The organism is Variovorax sp. W2I14 (assembly GCF_050435205.1).
GTDB lineage: Bacteria > Pseudomonadota > Gammaproteobacteria > Burkholderiales > Burkholderiaceae_C > Variovorax > Variovorax paradoxus_C.
In genome coordinates this window covers 81,075-98,257 of the sequence record NZ_JBNDJX010000001.1, presented here as the reverse complement: position 1 = coordinate 98,257, position 17,183 = coordinate 81,075, and the positions used below count along the sequence as shown (strand labels likewise).

General features: G+C 67.8%; 21 protein-coding genes. 10 read left to right on the top strand and 11 right to left on the bottom strand.

All coding sequences use genetic code 11. From position 1 onward, the window contains the following. Nucleotides 1-2: 2 nt before the first annotated feature. From QF040_RS00420 to QF040_RS00410, 3 genes are all read right to left on the bottom strand, one after another. Nucleotides 3-644 carry an aspartyl/asparaginyl beta-hydroxylase domain-containing protein gene (locus tag QF040_RS00420; RefSeq protein WP_429609239.1) on the bottom strand — a complete coding sequence of 214 codons (642 nt, stop codon included), beginning with the start codon at nt 642-644 and terminating at the stop codon, nt 3-5. Between the two features lie 128 nt (nt 645-772). Then, nucleotides 773-1,123, bottom strand: coding sequence for a hypothetical protein (locus QF040_RS00415; RefSeq protein WP_429609238.1), 351 nt, complete (start codon nt 1,121-1,123; stop codon nt 773-775). Between the two features lie 12 nt (nt 1,124-1,135). Further along, nucleotides 1,136-2,107 carry a LysR family transcriptional regulator gene (locus QF040_RS00410; protein ID WP_429609237.1) on the bottom strand — a complete coding sequence of 324 codons (972 nt, stop codon included), beginning with the start codon at nt 2,105-2,107 and terminating at the stop codon, nt 1,136-1,138. Between the two features lie 95 nt (nt 2,108-2,202). Between QF040_RS00410 and QF040_RS00405 the strand changes: the two genes are divergently transcribed. Continuing rightward, nucleotides 2,203-3,306: an adenosine deaminase family protein gene (locus QF040_RS00405; protein WP_429609236.1), complete on the top strand. Its 1,104-nt coding sequence runs from the start codon at nt 2,203-2,205 to the stop codon at nt 3,304-3,306. Between the two features lie 8 nt (nt 3,307-3,314). Continuing rightward, complete coding sequence (locus QF040_RS00400) at nt 3,315-4,292, top strand: Bug family tripartite tricarboxylate transporter substrate binding protein (RefSeq protein ID WP_429609235.1); 978 nt, start codon at nt 3,315-3,317, stop codon at nt 4,290-4,292. 22 nt (nt 4,293-4,314) lie between these two features. Here the strand turns inward: QF040_RS00400 and QF040_RS00395 are convergent, their stop codons facing one another. Continuing rightward, nucleotides 4,315-4,770: a CBS domain-containing protein gene (locus QF040_RS00395; RefSeq protein WP_013540276.1), complete on the bottom strand. Its 456-nt coding sequence runs from the start codon at nt 4,768-4,770 to the stop codon at nt 4,315-4,317. A 151-nt stretch (nt 4,771-4,921) separates the two neighbouring features. On the opposite strand from QF040_RS00395, the gene QF040_RS00390 reads away from it, so the two are divergent. Both QF040_RS00390 and QF040_RS00385 read left to right on the top strand, forming a co-directional pair. Further along, the gene (locus tag QF040_RS00390; RefSeq protein ID WP_429609234.1) at nt 4,922-6,232 is read left to right on the top strand and encodes an O-acetylhomoserine aminocarboxypropyltransferase; all 1,311 of its coding nucleotides are present in this window, start codon (nt 4,922-4,924) and stop codon (nt 6,230-6,232) included. 1 nt (nt 6,233) lies between these two features. Next, entirely contained in the window at nt 6,234-7,058 is an 825-nt protein-coding gene (locus tag QF040_RS00385; protein WP_429609233.1) for an alpha/beta fold hydrolase, read from the top strand. Nucleotides 7,059-7,062: 4 nt separating this feature from the next. Here QF040_RS00385 and QF040_RS00380 read toward each other — a convergent pair whose 3' ends face one another. From QF040_RS00380 to QF040_RS00370, 3 genes are read right to left on the bottom strand one after another with little or no spacing between them, the layout of a single operon-like run. Beyond that, entirely contained in the window at nt 7,063-8,091 is a 1,029-nt protein-coding gene (locus QF040_RS00380) for a tripartite tricarboxylate transporter substrate binding protein (protein ID WP_429609232.1), read from the bottom strand. A gap of 47 nt (nt 8,092-8,138) precedes the next feature. Continuing rightward, nucleotides 8,139-8,801, bottom strand: coding sequence for an NAD-dependent epimerase/dehydratase family protein (locus tag QF040_RS00375; RefSeq protein WP_429609231.1), 663 nt, complete (start codon nt 8,799-8,801; stop codon nt 8,139-8,141). A gap of 16 nt (nt 8,802-8,817) precedes the next feature. Beyond that, a complete protein-coding gene (locus tag QF040_RS00370) occupies nt 8,818-9,201 on the bottom strand; it encodes a thioredoxin family protein (RefSeq protein ID WP_429609230.1) in 384 nt (127 codons plus the stop codon). A gap of 112 nt (nt 9,202-9,313) precedes the next feature. Between QF040_RS00370 and QF040_RS00365 the strand changes: the two genes are divergently transcribed. Further along, a complete protein-coding gene (locus tag QF040_RS00365; protein WP_013540270.1) occupies nt 9,314-9,652 on the top strand; it encodes an Mpo1-like protein in 339 nt (112 codons plus the stop codon). A gap of 11 nt (nt 9,653-9,663) precedes the next feature. Here QF040_RS00365 and QF040_RS00360 read toward each other — a convergent pair whose 3' ends face one another. Then, a complete protein-coding gene (locus QF040_RS00360; RefSeq protein WP_013540269.1) occupies nt 9,664-10,875 on the bottom strand; it encodes a YihY family inner membrane protein in 1,212 nt (403 codons plus the stop codon). Nucleotides 10,876-10,931: 56 nt separating this feature from the next. Between QF040_RS00360 and QF040_RS00355 the strand changes: the two genes are divergently transcribed. Together QF040_RS00355 and QF040_RS00350 are read left to right on the top strand one after the other, a co-directional pair. Then, nucleotides 10,932-11,345, top strand: a complete 414-nt coding sequence (locus tag QF040_RS00355) for a DUF2069 domain-containing protein (protein WP_429609229.1) — start codon at nt 10,932-10,934, stop codon at nt 11,343-11,345. Then, nucleotides 11,342-12,778 carry an FAD-binding oxidoreductase gene (locus QF040_RS00350; protein ID WP_429609228.1) on the top strand — a complete coding sequence of 479 codons (1,437 nt, stop codon included), beginning with the start codon at nt 11,342-11,344 and terminating at the stop codon, nt 12,776-12,778. Before QF040_RS00355 ends, QF040_RS00350 begins: the two co-directional genes overlap by 4 nt. Before the next feature lie 135 nt (nt 12,779-12,913). Here QF040_RS00350 and QF040_RS00345 read toward each other — a convergent pair whose 3' ends face one another. The 3 genes from QF040_RS00345 to nthA are packed head-to-tail and all read right to left on the bottom strand — an operon-like array spanning nt 12,914 to nt 14,591. Next, entirely contained in the window at nt 12,914-13,288 is a 375-nt protein-coding gene (locus QF040_RS00345; RefSeq protein ID WP_429609227.1) for a nitrile hydratase accessory protein, read from the bottom strand. Further along, a complete protein-coding gene (gene nthB / locus QF040_RS00340; RefSeq protein ID WP_429609226.1) occupies nt 13,285-13,950 on the bottom strand; it encodes a nitrile hydratase subunit beta in 666 nt (221 codons plus the stop codon). Before nthB ends, QF040_RS00345 begins: the two co-directional genes overlap by 4 nt. Beyond that, a complete protein-coding gene (gene nthA / locus QF040_RS00335) occupies nt 13,947-14,591 on the bottom strand; it encodes a nitrile hydratase subunit alpha (protein WP_429609225.1) in 645 nt (214 codons plus the stop codon). The genes nthB and nthA overlap by 4 nt, the downstream gene beginning before the upstream one ends. Before the next feature lie 63 nt (nt 14,592-14,654). Between nthA and QF040_RS00330 the strand changes: the two genes are divergently transcribed. Genes QF040_RS00330 through QF040_RS00320 form a run of 3 tightly spaced genes read left to right on the top strand, consistent with a single transcriptional unit; the run spans nt 14,655 to nt 17,175 of the window. Then, complete coding sequence (locus tag QF040_RS00330; protein ID WP_429609224.1) at nt 14,655-15,497, top strand: thymidylate synthase; 843 nt, start codon at nt 14,655-14,657, stop codon at nt 15,495-15,497. Between the two features lie 23 nt (nt 15,498-15,520). After that, nucleotides 15,521-16,054 carry a dihydrofolate reductase gene (locus tag QF040_RS00325; protein WP_429609222.1) on the top strand — a complete coding sequence of 178 codons (534 nt, stop codon included), beginning with the start codon at nt 15,521-15,523 and terminating at the stop codon, nt 16,052-16,054. Continuing rightward, nucleotides 16,051-17,175 (top strand): phosphatidate phosphatase App1 family protein, encoded by a 1,125-nt coding sequence (locus tag QF040_RS00320; protein WP_429609221.1) that lies wholly within the window; start codon nt 16,051-16,053, stop codon nt 17,173-17,175. Before QF040_RS00325 ends, QF040_RS00320 begins: the two co-directional genes overlap by 4 nt. Nucleotides 17,176-17,183 lie beyond the last annotated feature (8 nt).

Genomic DNA, 17,183 nt, shown 5'->3' with positions numbered 1-17,183 from the left:
GGTCAGCCTGCCACGGCAAGGGCGCCCTCGTTCCGGAACACCGGCAGCCAGGGCTCGGCCAGCATCCGGAATTCAGGTCCCGGGTTCAGGCCCATCAGCAAATGCGCGCGGCTGGAAGGCTCGTTGCTGCGGTTGACGGCGCGATGGTTCACATCCACCCGCACCAGCCAGGCCGAGCCGTCGGCGGGCAGGTGCACGCTCTCGATGCTGCCATCCGCGCGCTGCCATTCGAAGAAGCAGTTCGGGTTGGTGATGATCGGGATGTGCAGGCGCCAGGTTTCCTTGAGGGCGTCGGTGTGCAGCGGCATTTCCGCGCCTTCGCTTTCCAGTTGCATGATGCGCGCGCGAAAAGGCTGGAGGCCGGCGTCGTGCAAGGCATCCATCACCGTGGCGAGGTAGCCGGAGCAGGCGTCGGTCGGCGCGGTGCCGGGCACGAAAGACTGCTTGCTGGGAATGCGACGGATGCCGTCGGTCAGCGTGCCGTCGCGGCTGGTCACGGCCCAGCCGATGTAGTCGACGCGGTTGTCGCGATAGGGCATCGACGGCAACTGGCGGACGTGGTCCTGGAAATGGCGCCGCAGCGCATCGGCATCGATGCGGAAATTGGCCAGCCTCGCGAACATGACATCTCTCGAGTGCTTCATGTCTTCTCCTCGTTCCTCTTTTTGGGTGCCATCGCGAACGGATGGCGCGGATCGCGCGGGCGCTTGCACAGACGATGGGGCAAGGCCGCGCGCACAAGCGCGGCGGTCGGCAGGCCGAAGGCCCGGACCTACGCGCGGGAGGCGAGCGACTGGGGCGGCCGCGTGGGCCGCTCGAGGAAGGTCAGCAAGAAGAACGCCGGCGCGAATTCCGGCTGCGATGCCGGCAGCGGCGCGAAACCGAACAGGTGCTCGACGAAGGGCGCTTCAATGCTGTGGCCGATGTCCAGGTCCGCGTCGTCCGCGGGCTGGGTGGCACCGGCCGCCCCCACGGAATCAGCCGCTGCGGATACACCGGCAAACAGCACATGCGCCACCTCGTCGCGCTGGTTCGCCGCGTCGACCAGCCCCTGCGCGAACACGACGAGGCCGTGGCAGCAAAGGAGGACCGCGAAGACAGCGGCGACGAGCGAGCGTGGCATGACCGGCGCATCTTAGCGACGCCTGCGGATGGCGTCGAGCGGGTGTCCACGCGTCACGCGGCGCGATCGGGGCTCCTCCGCCTGGGGCAATCGGTTACGCAGTAATGCGATGAGCTCCTGCGCCACCACGTTGCGCATCGGCCCCGGCAGGTAGGCCAGCACCACGCGGCGCTCGATGCGCGGCTTCAGCAGCGGCACCACCGCGAGCTCGGGGTCGCGCAGCGACGCGGTGTACAGCCTCGGCATCAGTCCCAGCGCCTGGCCGCTGCGCACCAGCGCGTAGAGCGTCTCGGAATAGCTCACGCGGTAGGGCTCGGCGCCCTGCGCGAACTGCGCGCGCGCCGGATTGCCGAGCGCCGGCATGCTGCCGCTTTCGAACAGCACGAGGCGCTCCTTGCCGATGGCCTCCCAGTTCGCGTCGCCGGCCGCGGCCAGCGGATGGTCGCGCCGCACCACCAGCACCAGCGGATCGCGGAACAGGTCGATGCAGGTGAGGCCGCCCGGCGGCTCGGTGATGGCGGCCACAGCCATGTCGAGCTGGCCGCTGCGCAGCTCGGCCAGCAGCGTGGTCGAGGGTGCGTCGCGCCAGGCCAGTTCGACCTCTCGCTGGCCGTCCTGCTGGAGGAATTCGCTGACCGCCGCGGCAACCCGCGCGCTGGCCGAAGGGATCACGCCCACACGCACGAAGGCGCGGCCGCGCTGCACGGTGCTTTCGATGTCGCGCAGCGCCACCTCGAAGGTGTTGACCAGAAAGTCGGTGCGCGCCAGCACCTCGGCGCCCACGGGCGTGAGCTCGAGGCGGTGTGTGGAGCGGGTGAGCAGTTCGGCGCCGAGCAGCTTTTCCATCTGCTTGATGGCGTTGCTGAGCGCAGGCTGCGTGATGGCCAGTCGCCGCGCCGCGCGGCCGAATTGGCCCTCTTCCACCAGCACCGAGAAGAACTGCAGCTGGCGCAGCGTGAGCGCACGCAGGGGCAAGGCGGCCATGGCATCTCCAGTCACCGGTGGTTATTGATTCAGTGAATCAAATTATAGAAATTCAAAATTTTCCTTATAAGCCTCCGCTCCCTAGACTGGTCAGCATGACCAGCCCCATCCCGCCTGCGTTCACCCTGGAATCTTTCCTCCGCGCGATTCCCAAGGTCGAGCTGCACTGCCACCTGTTCGGCACGGTGCGCCACGAGACCTTCAAGCAGCTGAACCTGCGCGCCGGCGCACCGCTGGCGGCCGACGAGATCGAGGGCTTCTACACGCGCGGCGAAAAGCCGGTCGGTGTGCTGCGCGTGCTGCGCGCGCTCGACGCCCAACTGGTGCGCGGCCCAGGCGACCTGTACCAGCTCACGCTCGAATACCTGCAGGACACGGCCTCGCACAACGTGCGCTACGCCGAGTTCTTCTGGAACCCGACCGGCACGGTGCACGGCTCGGGCATTCCGTATGCGATGGCACAGGCAGCGATCGTGCGCGCCATACAAGATGCGCAGCAGGAGTTCGGCATCACCGGCCGGCTCATCGCCGCCATCGACCGAGAGGCCAGCCCCGAGGCGGCGGTGGAGATGGTCGAGTGGGTCAAGGCGCATCGCTGCGACGAGGTGATCGGCATCGGCATCGACTACCGTGAGGTCGACCGGCCGCCCGAGCTGTTCACACAGGCCTATGCCGCGGCAAAGAAGGCGGGGCTCAAGACGACCGCGCACGCCGGTGAGTTCGGCATGCCCTGGATCAACGTGCGCACCGCGCTCGACGTGCTGCAGGTCGACCGCATCGACCACGGCTACACGGTGGTCGACCAGCCCGACTTCGCGCGCGAATGCGCCGAGCGCGGCGTGCTCTTCACCGTGGTGCCGACCAACTCGTATTACCTGCGCACGCTGCCGCCCGAGCGCTGGGCCATCGACCATCCGATCCGCCGCATGCCGGGCCTCGGCCTGCGCATCCACCCCAACACCGACGATCCGACGCTGCACAAGGTCACGCCCACCGGGGCCTGGCTGATGATGGTGCGCGACTTCGGCTTCGGCCTGGACGACCTGCGCGGCTTCATGCACAACGGCCTCGATGGCGCATGGATCGACGACACGCAACGCCGCGCATGGTGCACGCAGTGGAGCGAAGCCTTCGACACGCTGCGCGCCCGCCTCGACACCGAACCCACGCCCTCACCTTCGCCTTCTCTCCCCGGATGAACCACGCCATGCACACGCCCCGACGCCTTCTCCTCGCCGCCGCGCTCTGCGCCGCATTGCCCACCGCTGCACTCGCGCAGGCGTGGCCGACCGCCAAGCCCATCACGCTGATCGTTCCGTACACGGCCGGCGGCAGCGTGGATGTCAACGCACGCCTCGTCGCGCAGCGGCTCGGCGACCGGCTCAAGCAATCGGTCGTGATCGACAACGTGAGCGGCGCGGGCGGCGCCATCGGCGTGGCCAAGGCCGTGAATGCGGCGCCCGATGGCTACACCCTGGTGGTCGGGCCCGACAGCGCGATCGCCATCGGCAAGCTGGTGAACCCCATGGCGTTCCGCTTCGATCCGCTGAAGGACCTGGCGCCAGTGGGCCTGCTCAACACCGCGCCGATGGTGCTGGTCGCGCGGCCCGGCCTCGAGGCGCAGACCTTCGCCGATTTCGTGAAGCTCGCCAAGGCCAAGCCGGGCCAGTACAACTACGCGACCTCGGGCGTGGGCACCGTGCTGCAACTGGCGATGGAACTGCTGAAGGAACGCAGCGGCATCTTCGTCACGCACGTGCCCTACCGCGGCGGTGCGCAGATCGCCACCGACGTGATCGGCAACCAGGTCGACCTCGCGATGCTGGTGAGCACCAGCGCGATTCCGCATGTGAACGGCAAGCGGCTGAAGGCGCTGGGCATCACCAGCAACAAGCGCCTGGCCGCGCTGCCCGGCGTGCCCACCTTCGACGAGATGCCGGGCCTCAAGGGCTTCGACATGGTGAGCTGGACGGGGATCTTCGCGCCCGCCAAGACGCCGCCTGCCGTGGTTGCGCAGATCAACCAGGAACTCAATGCGGTGCTGCAGGAGGAAGGGGTGCGCTCCAAGCTGATGGAGCAAGGCGCGCTGCCGGGGAGCGGCACGCCGGAATCGTTCGGGAAGTTCGTGCAGGCCGAATACGCCCGCAACCAGAAGATCGTGCAGACCGCCAACATCAAAGAGTGATGCCAGCGGCGGGACTGGCAGGTCAGCCGGTCTTGCTCTCGTCTTCCGCAGGCCAGTCGCGGATGTACGCCTTGAGCATCTTGTTCTCGAAGTTCTGGCTGTCCACCACGGCCTTCGCCACGTCGTAGAAGCTGATCACGCCCATCAGCATGCGCTTGTCCATCACGGGCATGTAGCGCGCATGGCGCTCCAGCATGATGCGGCGGATTTCGTCGAGGTCGGTTTCCAGGGTGCAGGTGACGGGGGCGTCGTCCATGGCCTTGCGCACCAGCGTGGTCCCGACCTGGCCGCCGTTGTTGACGATGGCCACGATCACCTCGCGGAAGGTGAGCATGCCGACCAGGTCGCCGTGTTCCATGACCACCAGGGAGCCGATGTCCTTTTCCGCCATGGTGGTGGCGGCTTCTGCCAGCAGGTCGTCTGGCGTGATGGTGAAGAGCGTGTTGCCCTTGACGCGAAGGATGTCGCTGACTTTCATCGTGTGCTCCTCTCGGACTCTCGAACTCTCTTGCTGGGCGGGGTGCCGATTTGAATATAGCCCACAATCGACGCCGACCTGAACGCCCCTGTCGCCCACGCATGCTTTGCAGACGTAACGGGGCTTTGCGAGAGACAACAGAAAGGCCCTCATGCCCGGTTATTCCGACCCCGGTTTCGACACCCTCGCGCTGCACGCCGGCGCCTCGCCCGACCCCGCCACCGGCGCGCGCGCGGTGCCGATCCACCTGACCACCTCCTTCGTCTTCGAGTCCAGCGACCATGCGGCCGCGCTCTTCAACCTGGAGCGCGCGGGCCATGTGTATTCGCGCATCAGCAACCCGACCAACGCGGTGCTGGAGCAGCGGGTGTCGGCGCTGGAAGGCGGCATCGGCGCCATCGCCACCGCGAGCGGCCAGGCCGCGCTGCACCTGTCGATTGCCACGCTGATGGGCGCGGGCTCGCACATCGTCGCGAGCACCGCCCTCTACGGCGGCTCGCAGAACCTGCTGCACTACACGATGCGCCGCTTCGGCATCGAGACCACCTTCGTGAAGCCCGGCGACCTCGATGGCTGGCGCGCCGCGGTGCGGCCCGAGACCAAGCTCTTCTTCGGCGAGACCGTGGGCAACCCGGGGCTGGACGTGCTCGACATCCCCGCCGTGAGCGACATCGCGCACGAAGCCAGCGTGCCGCTGCTGGTCGACTCCACCCTCACCTCGCCCTACCTCATCAAGCCCTTCGACTGGGGTGCCGACCTGGTCTATCACTCGGCAACCAAGTTCCTTTCGGGCCACGGCACGGTGATCGGCGGCGTGGTGGTCGATGGCGGCAGTTTCGACTGGGAGAAGTCGGGCAAATTCGCCGAACTCACACAGGCTTACGACGGCTTCCACAACATGGTCTTCAGCGAGGAAAGCACCGTCGGCGCCTTCCTGCTGCGCGCGCGCCGCGAGGGCCTGCGCGACTTCGGCGCCTCGATGAGCCCGCACACCGCATGGCTCATCCTGCAGGGCATCGAGACGCTGCCGCTGCGCATGGAACGCCACATCGACAACACGCAGAAGGTGGTCGAGTTCCTCGCGACGCATCCGTTCGTCTCGCGCGTGGGGCATCCGCTGATCGAATCGCACCCGAGCCATGCGCTCGCGCAAAAGCTGCTGCGCCACGGCGCGCGCGGCGCGGGTGCGGTGTTCAGCTTCGACATCAAGGGCAGCCGCACGCAGGGCAAGGCCTTCATCGAGGCGCTCAAGCTCTTCAGCCACCTGGCCAACGTGGGCGACTGCCGCAGCCTGGTGATCCATCCGGCGAGCACCACGCACTTCCGCATGACCGACGAAGCGCTCGCGGGCGCGGGCATCTCGCAGGGCACCATTCGCCTTTCGATCGGACTCGAAGACCCGGCCGACCTGATCGACGACTTGAAGCGCGCCTTGAAGGCCGCGGAAAAGGCGGGTGCCTGACATGCACTACACCGTCAACGGCCACGCCACCTACTGCTACACCGGCGGCAAGCCCTTCGATGCGGCGAAGCCCACCGTCGTGTTCATCCATGGCGTGCTCAACGACCACAGCGTGTGGATTTTGCAGAGCCGCTGGTTTGCCAACCACGGCTGGAACGTGCTGGCGGTCGACCTGCCGGGCCATTGCAAGAGCGAAGGACCGCCGCCCGCTAGCGTGGAAGAGGCGGCGCAGTTCGTGATCGCGCTGCTCGACGCGGCCGGCGTGCAGAAGGCGGCATTGATCGGCCACAGCTTCGGCTCGCTGATCGCGCTCGAAGCGACCTCGCGCGCGCCCGATCGCGTGACGCATCTGGCGCTGGTCGGCACGGCGTATCCGATGGTGGTGTCGCCCGCGCTGCTCGACGGTGCGCTGAACGATCCGCAACGCGCCATCGCGATGGTCAACACCTTCTCGCATTCGCTGCTCGCCCCGCCGCCCTCGTCGCTCGGCCCCGGCACCTGGCTCTACGGCAGCTCGCGCGCGCTCATGCGCCGCGTGCTCGCGAGCAACCGCGCGCACAACGTGTTCCACATCGGCTTCAAGGCCTGCAACGACTACGCGAACGGCGAGGCCGCGATGGAAGCGGTGCAGTGCCCGGTGCTGTTCCTGCTTGGCGATGCCGACCAGATGACGCCGCCGCGCGCCACCAAGGCACTGGTGGGCAAGGCGCGCAACGCGAAGGTGGTGACGGTGCATGCAGGCCACTCGCTGATGAGCGAAGCGCCGGACGACACGCTGTTCGCGCTGCGCGATTTCGTGAGCGCAACGGCGGCAACGGCCGCTTGAGCGCTTATTCCACCGCGATGCCCGCGCGGTGCGCCAGCGCACGGTAGCGCGGGATCTCTCTTTCGACCTGCTGCCGGAAGGCGGCCGCGCCGACCATCGTCGGCTCGATGCCTTGCGCGCGCAGTTGCGCCTGCAATGCGGGGCTGGCCAGCGTGTCGGACATGGCGCGCGTGAGCCTCGCGAGCACGGGCGCCGGCGTGTGGGCGGGTGCGGCAACGCCGTACCAGGCGTCGAAGCTGGCCTCGGGCAAGCCCTGCTCCGCCAGCGTGCGCACGCCGGGCAAAAGACCGGACCGCGCGGCGCCCACGATGCCCAGCGCCCGCACCTTGCCGGAACGCGCGTTCGGCGCGACCGAGGCCACGGTGTCGATGCCCAGGTCGACCTCCCCGCCGATCACCGCCACCATCGCCTGGCTGCTGCCCCGGTACGGAATGTCCTGCAGCCGGATGCCCGCGGCCAGCGCGAACAGTTCGCCGGTGAGGTGCGACCCAGAGGCATTGCCGAAGGTGGCGTAGCGGATCTGCCCGGGGCGCGCCTTGGCCGCGCCCACCAGCTCGGAAAGCGAGTGCCACGGCGCGGTGCCGCCCGCAAACAACGCCAGCGGTACCCGCGCGACGATGGCAATGGGCGCCAGGTCGCGCGACGGGTTGTAGGCGCGGGCAGCGCGCAGTGCCGGATTCACGCTGTAGCTGGTGGAGGCCGCCAGCAGCAGCGTGTAGCCGTCGGGCCTCGCGCGGGCCGCGATCTCGGTGCCGATGAGCGTGGAGGCGCCGGGCTTGTTGTCGATCACGACGGGCTGGCCCAACTGCTGCGACAGGGTGCGGCCGATCATCCGCGCCACGATGTCCGTGCCGCCGCCCGCCGCGAAGGGAACGACGAGGCGGATCGGCTTCTGCGGCCAGGTGTTCTGCGCTACCGCTGTAGCTGCGGCTGCGACCGCTGGATGCGCCACCAGCGCCGCGCCGGAGGCTCCGCAAAGAAGCAGCCGGCGCGAGATGCCGGAGGCAGTCTCTTTCAAGGCGGGGGTGGACATGGGCACGGAAGAACGCGGGTCCGCGGCCAGTCGCGAGGGTCAGTCGGTCAACGCAGCGCGTTGATGTCCGCCGGGTCGAGCACCACCTTCGGCGCGCCGCTGCGGGCCACGGCCAGCATGGCGAGGCCGATCTGCTCGGTGGTCGTCACCTTGTCCGGCCAGAGCCGGTTGGCGAGGCTCAGGAGCGGCGCGATCACCACGTAGATGCCGTGGTACAGCGGCGTCTTGGAGCGCGCGCCGTGCAGCGGCTGGATCACGCCGGGGCGGAACATGTACGCTGCCTTGAACGGCAGGCGCAGCAGGGCGTTCTCGGTCGCGCCCTTCACCCGTGCCCACATGCTGCTGCCGCGCTCGCTGCTGTCGGTGCCGGCACCCGTCACGTAAGTGAAGGTCATGCCCGGGTTGAGCCGGGCGAGCACGGTGGCCGCGGCCATCGTGAGGTCATAGGTGACGCGGCGGTAGTCGTCTTCCTTCATGCCGACCGACGACACGCCCAGGCAGAAGAAGCAGGCGTCGAAGCCCTGCAGCTGCGGCTCGATGGCCGAATAGTCGTGCATGTCCTTCACGACCAGGTCCTGCAGCTTGGGATGCTGCTGCCCGGTCGCACTGCGCCCGACTGCGACGACGCGTTCCACGTCGGGGGCCAGCAGGCACTCGCGCAGCACGCCCTGCCCCACCATGCCGGTGGCGCCGAAGATCAGGATGTTCATGGAAGGAAGGGACCGGTTAAACCGAGAAGGTCGCCGGCTTCTTGTTCAGCACGGCGAGCAGCAGGTCGACATCGAGGCTCGAAGGCTGCGGGGGCTGCAAGGCTCCGAGCATGCGCGACAGCGTTTCGGCATGCGGCAGCAGCGGGCCCAGGAAGCGCGTGCCGTCGGCGCCGGCGACCAGCAGCGTGGGGAAGGTCTCCACGTCGAAGCCATCGGCGATGTCGGCGTGATCCTCGATGTCGACCCAGCCGAAGCGCAACTGCGGATGCGCGCGCGCCACCTGCTCGAACAGCGGCCGGTACTCGCGGCAGGTGCCGCACCATTCGGCGCACAGGCAGACGACCCACAGCGCGTCGCTGGCCGGATCGGCGGAATCGGTGGCTGTGGGCAGGGCGCTCAAGGCTGATGCGTCAGTGGTGTGAAGGAGAGCCGGGGTGGTGCGGCCAGGGGGTCGTCGCTATTATGGACAAAGCCCGCACAAAAGGCGCTCCAGCGCCAAGGAGACCCGCACGATGACCACCACGACTGCCCCGGAATCTGCCGTCGATCCGCGCCGTTTCAAGAGCTTCGCGGAGTTCTACCCGTTCTACCTGACCGAGCACGCCAACCGCACTTGCCGCCGCCTGCACTTTGCGGGCTCGACCCTCTCGCTGCTGTGCCTCGTGGCGCTGGTGGTCACGCTCAACCCGTGGTGGCTGCTGGCCGGGGTGCTGGTGGGCTATGCCTTCGCCTGGGTCGGGCACTTCGGCTTCGAGAAGAACAAGCCGGCCTCGTTCAAGCGCCCGCTCTATTCCTTCATGGGCGACTGGGCGATGTACCGGGACATCTGGCTGGGCAAGGTCAAGATCTGACAGGCCAACTGCTAAATCAGCAGCACGTCCCCTAGGCGCAGCGACCTCAGCGGCCCCTTCTGCCAGAGGTCTTCGAGCGGCTCGGCCTGCGGCATCAGCAGTTCCTTGAGCAGCGGCTCGATGGGCGTCGACGGATCGGCCAGCAGCACGTAGCGCGGGTCCTCGTTGGCGGGCTCCTCGGCCAACGGGGCGATCCAGTCGAGCGCCACCAGTGTCTCGAGCACCGGGAGCAGTTGCAGGGTGTCGACCCGCATGCGCGTCACCAGCTCGGTCGCCCCCATGCCCTTGGCCGGCGTGGCCTGTGCACGCGCCAGATGCTGCAGCGTTTCCATGGCCAGTTGCAGCGGCCAGCCGGCAGCACCGCCGCGGCGCGCCACCCCCGTCAGCAAACTCGGGAGGTACGCGGCAATCACCGCCCCGAGCAGCACGATCACCCACGCCACGTAGATCCACACCAGAAGGATCGGGAAGGTGGCGAACGCGCCATACAACACCGAATAGGTCGGCACCAGGCTCAGGTAATAGGCCAGCACGCGCTTGGCGATCTCGATGGCCGCCGCCACGAAGATGCCGCCGGCCCAGGCATGCGACCAGCGCACGTTGGTGTTGGGCACGTAGTGGTAGAGCGAAGCCATGCCGACCGCCAGCAGCGCGAATTCGAAGGTGTCGAAGAACAGCTTGACCATGCCGCGCCCCACCACGTCGCTCGTGGCCGAGACCACGTACGAGGTGGTCGACAGGCTCACCGCAAGGATGAGCGGCCCGAGCGTGATGGCGGCCCAGTAGATCAGCACGCGCTGCGCAAAGGGCCGCGGCGTGCGCACGCGCCAGATGTTGTTGAGCGTCTTGTCGATCGTGAGGATCAGCGCGATGGCGGTGATCAGCAGCACGATCAGGCCTGCGATCCCCAAGCCGCTGGCCTTGCTCGCGAACTGGTTCAGGTAGCCGAGCACTTGGCGCGCGATGTTCTCGGGGATCAGGCTCTCGATGAGCCAGCGCTGCAGCCGGCCCTGCATCTTGGCGAACATGGGGAACACGGTGAAGAGTGCGAGCGCCACCGTGAAGAACGGGACCATCGCGATGGTGGTGGTGAAGGTCAGGCTGCTGGCGGTCAAACCGAGCCTGTCTTCGCGAAATCGCTCGCCCAATACCGCAGCGGTGTTGCGCCACGGAAAACGCGAAAGATCCCTCCAAAGCTGCCGACGATTCATGGCCGGTATCATGCCATCCGCTCTTCAATGCGCCGCCTTCCACCGGGCGCCCTCTCCTTCGTCGCACCGTGACCGCCACCCCGCTCCCGCCCTCTTCCGTCCGCGCCACCCGATGGCTTGCCGTGGGCAGCCTCGTCGGCCTGATCGTGCTGGGCCTGGCCTGGGAGCTGTGGCTTGCCCCGCTGCGGCCCGGCGGCTCGCTGCTCGCGCTGAAGGTGCTGCCGCTCGTGATTCCGCTCGCGGGGCTCTACAAGAACCGCATGTACACCTACCGCTGGGTCAGCCTGATGATCTGGCTCTATTTCACCGAGGGCGTGGTGCGCGCCTGGAGCGACACCAACGGCGTGGGACAGGTGCTCGCGCTCATCGAGGTGCTGCTGTGCCTGGTGCTCTTCGCGGCCTGCGCGTGGCATGTGCGCCTGCGCCTCCGCCATGCCAAGGCTGCCGCTGCTGCCCGTCAACTGGAGACTTCCGCCCAATGACTTCTTCTGCTTCCGCCACCGCATTGATCGACCAGCTGCGCGCCATCGTCGGCGCCTCGCATGTGCTCCACGAGGGCGACCTCACCGCCTACGAGCAGGACTGGCGCAAGCGCTCGCGCGGCAAGTCGCTCGCGGTGGTGCGCCCGGCCAATGCGCAGCAGGTGGCCGATGTGGTCAAGGCCTGCGCCGCAACGGGCACGGCCATCGTGCCGCAGGGCGGCAACACGGGCCTCGCTGTCGGCTCGATTCCCGACGACAGCGGCACGCAGGTCGTGCTGAGCCTGCAGCGGCTGAATGCGATCCGCACCTTCGATGCCGCCAACCTCACGATGACCGTCGAAGCCGGCTGCATCCTGCAGACGCTGCAAGAGGCGGCGGAGAAAGAGGGCTACCTGTTCCCGCTGAGCCTCGCGGCCGAAGGCAGCTGCACCATCGGCGGCAACCTCGCGACCAACGCGGGCGGCACGCAGGTCGTGCGCTACGGCAACACGCGCGAGCTCTGCCTGGGCCTCGAAGTGGTCACGCCGCAGGGCGAGATCTGGGAAGGCACCAGCGGCCTTCGCAAGGACAACACCGGCTACGACCTGCGCGATCTTTTCGTCGGCAGCGAAGGCACGCTGGGCATCATCACCGCCGCGACCATGAAGCTCTACCCGCTGCCGGCCGCGCAGCTCACGGCCTGGGCCGCGGTGCCGTCGCTCGACCACGCGGTCACGCTGCTGGGCCTGGCGCACAAGCACCTGGGATCGGGACTCACCGGCTTCGAGGTGATGGGCAAGTTCGCACTCAGCCTGGTCGACAAGCACATGCCGCAACTTCGCGTGCCCTTCATCGCCGACGAAGCGGTGCCCTACTGCGTGCTGCTGGAGAACTCCGACAGCGAGTCCGAAGACCATGCGCGCGCCCGCTTCGAGGCGCTGCTCGAAACCGCCTTCGAAGACGGCTGCGTCACTGACGCGGTGGTCGCCGAGAACCTCACGCAGGCGCACCAGCTCTGGCACATCCGCGAGAGCATTCCGCTCGCGCAGGCCGAGGAAGGCCTGAACATCAAGCACGACATCTCGATTCCGGTGTCGCGCATTCCGGCCTTCGTGGCCGAGACCGATGCGCTACTGCAGCGCGAGATCGCCGGCGTGCGGCTGGTCAACTTTGGACACCTGGGCGACGGCAACCTGCACTACAACGTGCAGGCGCCGGAGAACATCGACACCAAGGCCTTTCTGAAGAACGAGGAAAACCGCATCAACACGCTGGTGTACGACGCGGTCGAGAAGTTCGGCGGCTCGTTCTCTGCCGAACATGGCGTGGGCTCGCTCAAGGTCGACAAGCTCGAGAAGCACAAGTCGCCGGTGGCGCTGGAGATGATGCGGGCGATCAAGCGCGGGCTCGATCCGAAGAACACGCTGAACCCGGGGCGCGTGATCCGGGTCTAGGGTCTGGTTTTCCTCCCTCCCCCTCTGGGGGAGGGCCGGGGTGGGGGCAAGCGGCGCTCGATGAAGCACTGCGCTGAACAAACGCCGCTTGCCCCCATCCCAGCCTTCCCCCAAAGGGGGAAGGAGCAAGGCAGATCAGCCGGGAAAGTCCTCGCCGCGCAACTCGATCGGCTGCCCATGCGGCGTCCGGTCGGCCGCGTGGTCCCAGGCGTGGCGATAGCGCGCGAGTTCATCGCCCGAACTCGCCCCCTTGCGGGCCACGAGGCCTTCGAGCGCCGCGAGCCAGTGGCGGTAGTAGGTGTCGCCAGTGTCGGGGTCGCCAGCGGCTTGCGCGGTGGCGATCTCCGCGGCGAGCGCCTCGGCCCACTCGACCCAGGTGAACAGGCCGCGTTCATGCAGCGCCAGCGTCATCGCGAAGGCCTGTGCTTCCCAGGGCTCCTTGAATACCGGGCCGTCGGCGTCGCGCGGCATGCCGGGTGCAAGCGCGAGGGGCGGCATGTCGTTTTTCATGCAGCGGGCTCCAGATAGCTTTCCCACGCATCGACCGACACCGAAAGGTTCTGCGGCGTCGCTTGCTCGCCCCAGAGTTCGGCTTCGTCGAAGACCACCGTGTAGAGCCACTGCGGCTGCTCGCCCAGCCCTTGCGCGTGCGCATCGGCGAACACATGCGCGCCGTGGATGTGCTCGATCGTGCCGCGCTTGCCCTGCACATAGCCCGGCAGCCGCGTGTGATGGTCGACCTTGCCCAAGTGCATGCGCACGGCCTGTCCGACGGCGAAGCGCGCGGGGCGCGGCTCGGGGCGTTCGGTGGGCGAGCCCTTGGCGAGCACTGCGGGCACGTGCGCGGCCTGCAGCACGCGGGCGACCGGCGCGGGCGGATGCTTCATCTCGCCGGACGCGATCTCGTCGGGGAATACCTGCGCGCGCTGCAGCATCAACTGCTCCAGCGCGCCGAGCCATATCTGGTAGTAGCTCAGGTCGCGGTAGTTGGGCAGCGTCTCGCGCACGGCGCGGCTCGCATCGATGTTCCAGGAGCCGGTCGCGCCCATCGCGAGCGTGAGGGCCAGCGCGCGCGGCTCCCAATCGGCGTGGAACAGTTCGCCCTCGGGCTCCGGCGTGACCGGCCCGAAGCCGGGCTGGCCGCCGAGGTCGGCATGCGTGACATAGCTCATGCGAGGCTCCCCGTCGAAGGCGCGTTCGCCAGCCGCGTGCCGATCATCGAATCGCGCGAGACCAACGCGGCGAGGGCTTCTTCGCTCCATCCCTCGGTTCCCGCAGGGCGCTGCGGGATCACGAGATAGCGCACCTCGGCGGTCGAATCCCAGACGCGGATGCGCGTGGTCTCGGGCAGCGTCGTGCCGAAGTCGGCCAGCACGCCGCGCGGGTCCTTCACGGCGCGCGAGCGGTAGGGCGCGCTCTTGTACCAGGTGGGCGGCAAGCCGAGCACGGGCCAGGGGTAGCAACTGCAGAGAGTGCAGACGACCATGTGGTGCTGGTCGCTCGTGTTCTCCACCGCCACCATGTGCTCGCCCTGGCGGCCGGTGTAGCCGAGCGAGGCGATGGCGGCCGTGGCATCGGCCATCAGCCAGTCGTGGAACTCGCGGTCGACCCAGGCCCGCGCCACCACCCGTGCACCGTTGCGCGGGCCGATGCGGGTCTGGTAGGTGTCGATCAGCGCGTCGAGCGCGGCGGGGTCGATGTAGCCCTTCTGCGTGAGCACGCTTTCCAGGGCGCGGACCCGCAGGTCCATCTCGCCGAGTTCGCTGTGGTCGTGGGCATGATCGTGGCCGTTCGTGGGGTGGTCTTGGCTCATGGCCACCATGCTAAGCCCGGGCACTTAAAATTCGAAAACCCGCCTCTGAGAGCCCCTCTTGCCATGACCTCCACGCCCACCCGCCCCGTTCGCTCCCAGTACGAAAATTTCATGCGCCACGTCGACACCCACGGCGTGTTCAAGAGCGACCGCACCGGCACCGGCACCAAGAGCGTGTTCGGCCACCAGATGCGCTTCGACCTGAACGAAGGCTTTCCGCTGGTGACCACGAAGAAGGTGCACCTCAAATCCATCATCCAGGAACTGCTGTGGTTCCTGACCGGCTCGAGCAACAACAACTGGCTCAAGGAACGCGGCGTCAGCATCTGGGACGAATGGGCGCGCGAAGACGGCGACCTGGGCCCGGTGTACGGCGTGCAGTGGCGCAGCTGGCCCACGCCCGATGGCGGCCACATCGACCAGATTTCCGATGTCATCAAGACGCTGAAGACCAACCCCGATTCGCGCCGCATCATCGTGAGCGCCTGGAACGTGGCCGAGCTCTCGAAGATGGCGCTGATGCCCTGCCACGCGTTCTTCCAGTTCTACGTGGCGCCGCCGCAGGCCGAGGGCGAGCGCGGCAAGCTCAGTTGCCAGCTCTACCAGCGCAGCGCCGACATCTTTCTCGGCGTTCCCTTCAACATCGCGAGCTACGCGCTCCTCACGCACATGATCGCGCAGCAGTGCGACCTCGACGTGGGCGATTTCATCTGGACCGGCGGCGACTGCCACATCTACAGCAACCACGCCGAGCAGGTGAAGCTGCAACTGAGCCGCGATCCGTATCCGTATCCCACGCTCAACATCAAGCGCAAGCCCGATTCGATCTTCGACTACCAGTACGAAGACTTCGAGGTGCTCGACTACAAGCACGGCGATCCGATCAAGGCGCCTGTCGCAGTCTGAGCGACCTGAGCGACCCAAGCCACATGACCGAGCCCCGCATCAACCTCATCTACGCCCGCGCCGCCAACGGCGTCATCGGCGCCAACGGCACGATCCCCTGGCACCTGCCCGAGGACATGGCGCACTTCAAGCGGCAGACGGCCGGCGCGCCGGTGATCATGGGCCGCAAGACCTGGGACTCGCTGCCGCCGCGCTTTCGCCCGCTGCCTGGACGGCAGAACATCGTGGTCACGCGGCAGGCCGACTGGCGCGCCGAGGGTGCGCTGCCGGTGGGCAATTTGCGCGATGCGCTCTCGATTTGCACAGAAGCTGCATCGCCCGAGGTGTGGGTGATCGGCGGCGCGCAGATTTACGCCGAGGCCGAGCCGCTGGCGCAGCGCGCGGTCGTGACCGAAATCGCTCGCGACTACGAAGGCGATGCGCATGCGCCGGTGCTCGACGGCGCGGCGTGGCGCGAGACCCAGCGCGAGTCGCACGTCTCGGCCAAGGATGGCCTGGGCTTCAGCTTCGTGACTTACGAACGCATCGCGCCCGCGCACGCGCACGCGCACGCATGAGCGACGAGCGCCCCGCCCTTCCGCCCGCGCCGCAACTGAAGCGCCGGTCCGTGGTGATGGGTGCGGCCTTGCTCGCAGGCCTCGCGCCGCTGCAAGCGCTGCAGGCCGCCGAACCACTCGAACCCGACGAAGAAGCGCTCTTCATGCCCGGCACGGCGCGCCCCACTGCCGACGGCCGGATCGAGGTCGATATCCACGCCTGGATCTTCGAGCGCGAACGGCGCTGGGGCCTCAACGCAGCGCTCGCGCGCTACCTCGGCCTGGACCTCAAGAATCTCTCGCCCGCGGCACGGCTGCGCTTCAACCAGCGCACCGCGCTGTTCCACACGGAGTCCGAAGAAGGCAAGCTGATCGACGTCGTCTTCGACGGCACGCGGACCCGCGTGAAGATGCCGCCTTCGACGGCGGACGGCCGCACCAACCTGCGCGTGGTGGTCGACGCGCCGCGCACCGCCGCGCCGGTGCAGTGGCTGCAGTTCCACGGCGTGACGGGTCCGGGCGAACTGCTGCATCGCTTCAGGGGCCAGGCGCTCGTGGTGCCGTCGGAAGGCGTGTCCGTGATCTCGGACATCGACGACACCATCAAGCGCACGCAGGTGCGCGACCGCCGCGAGATGCTGCTGAACACCTTCGCACGGCGCTTCGAGGCGGCACCGCGCATGGCCTCGTACTACCGCGCGCTGGCGCAGGTGCCGGACACGCGTTTTCACTACCTCTCGGCGAGCCCGATCCAGCTCTATCCGGCGCTCGCGGACTTCGTTCGCGACAACGACTTCCCGGCCGGCAGCATGCATCTGCGCGAGAGCACGACGTGGCGCACGCTGATCCCTGGCGCCGAGGATTCGCGCGCGCACAAGCTCGGCGTGATCGACCGGCTGCTCACCGAATTTCCGCAGCGCCGCTTCGTGCTCGTGGGCGATTCGGGCGAGGCCGATCCGGAGATCTACGCGCAGGTGTACCGCGCGAATCCGCAGCGCATCGACAGCATCGTGATCCGCGACGTGACCGACGAAGGCCGACTCTCCGATCGCTACCGCGCGACCTTCGAAGGCATCGACGCGGTGCTCTGGCACATCCTCATGCCCGACACCACCGCGTGGCCGCTTCAGGCCAGCAGATAAAAAAAACC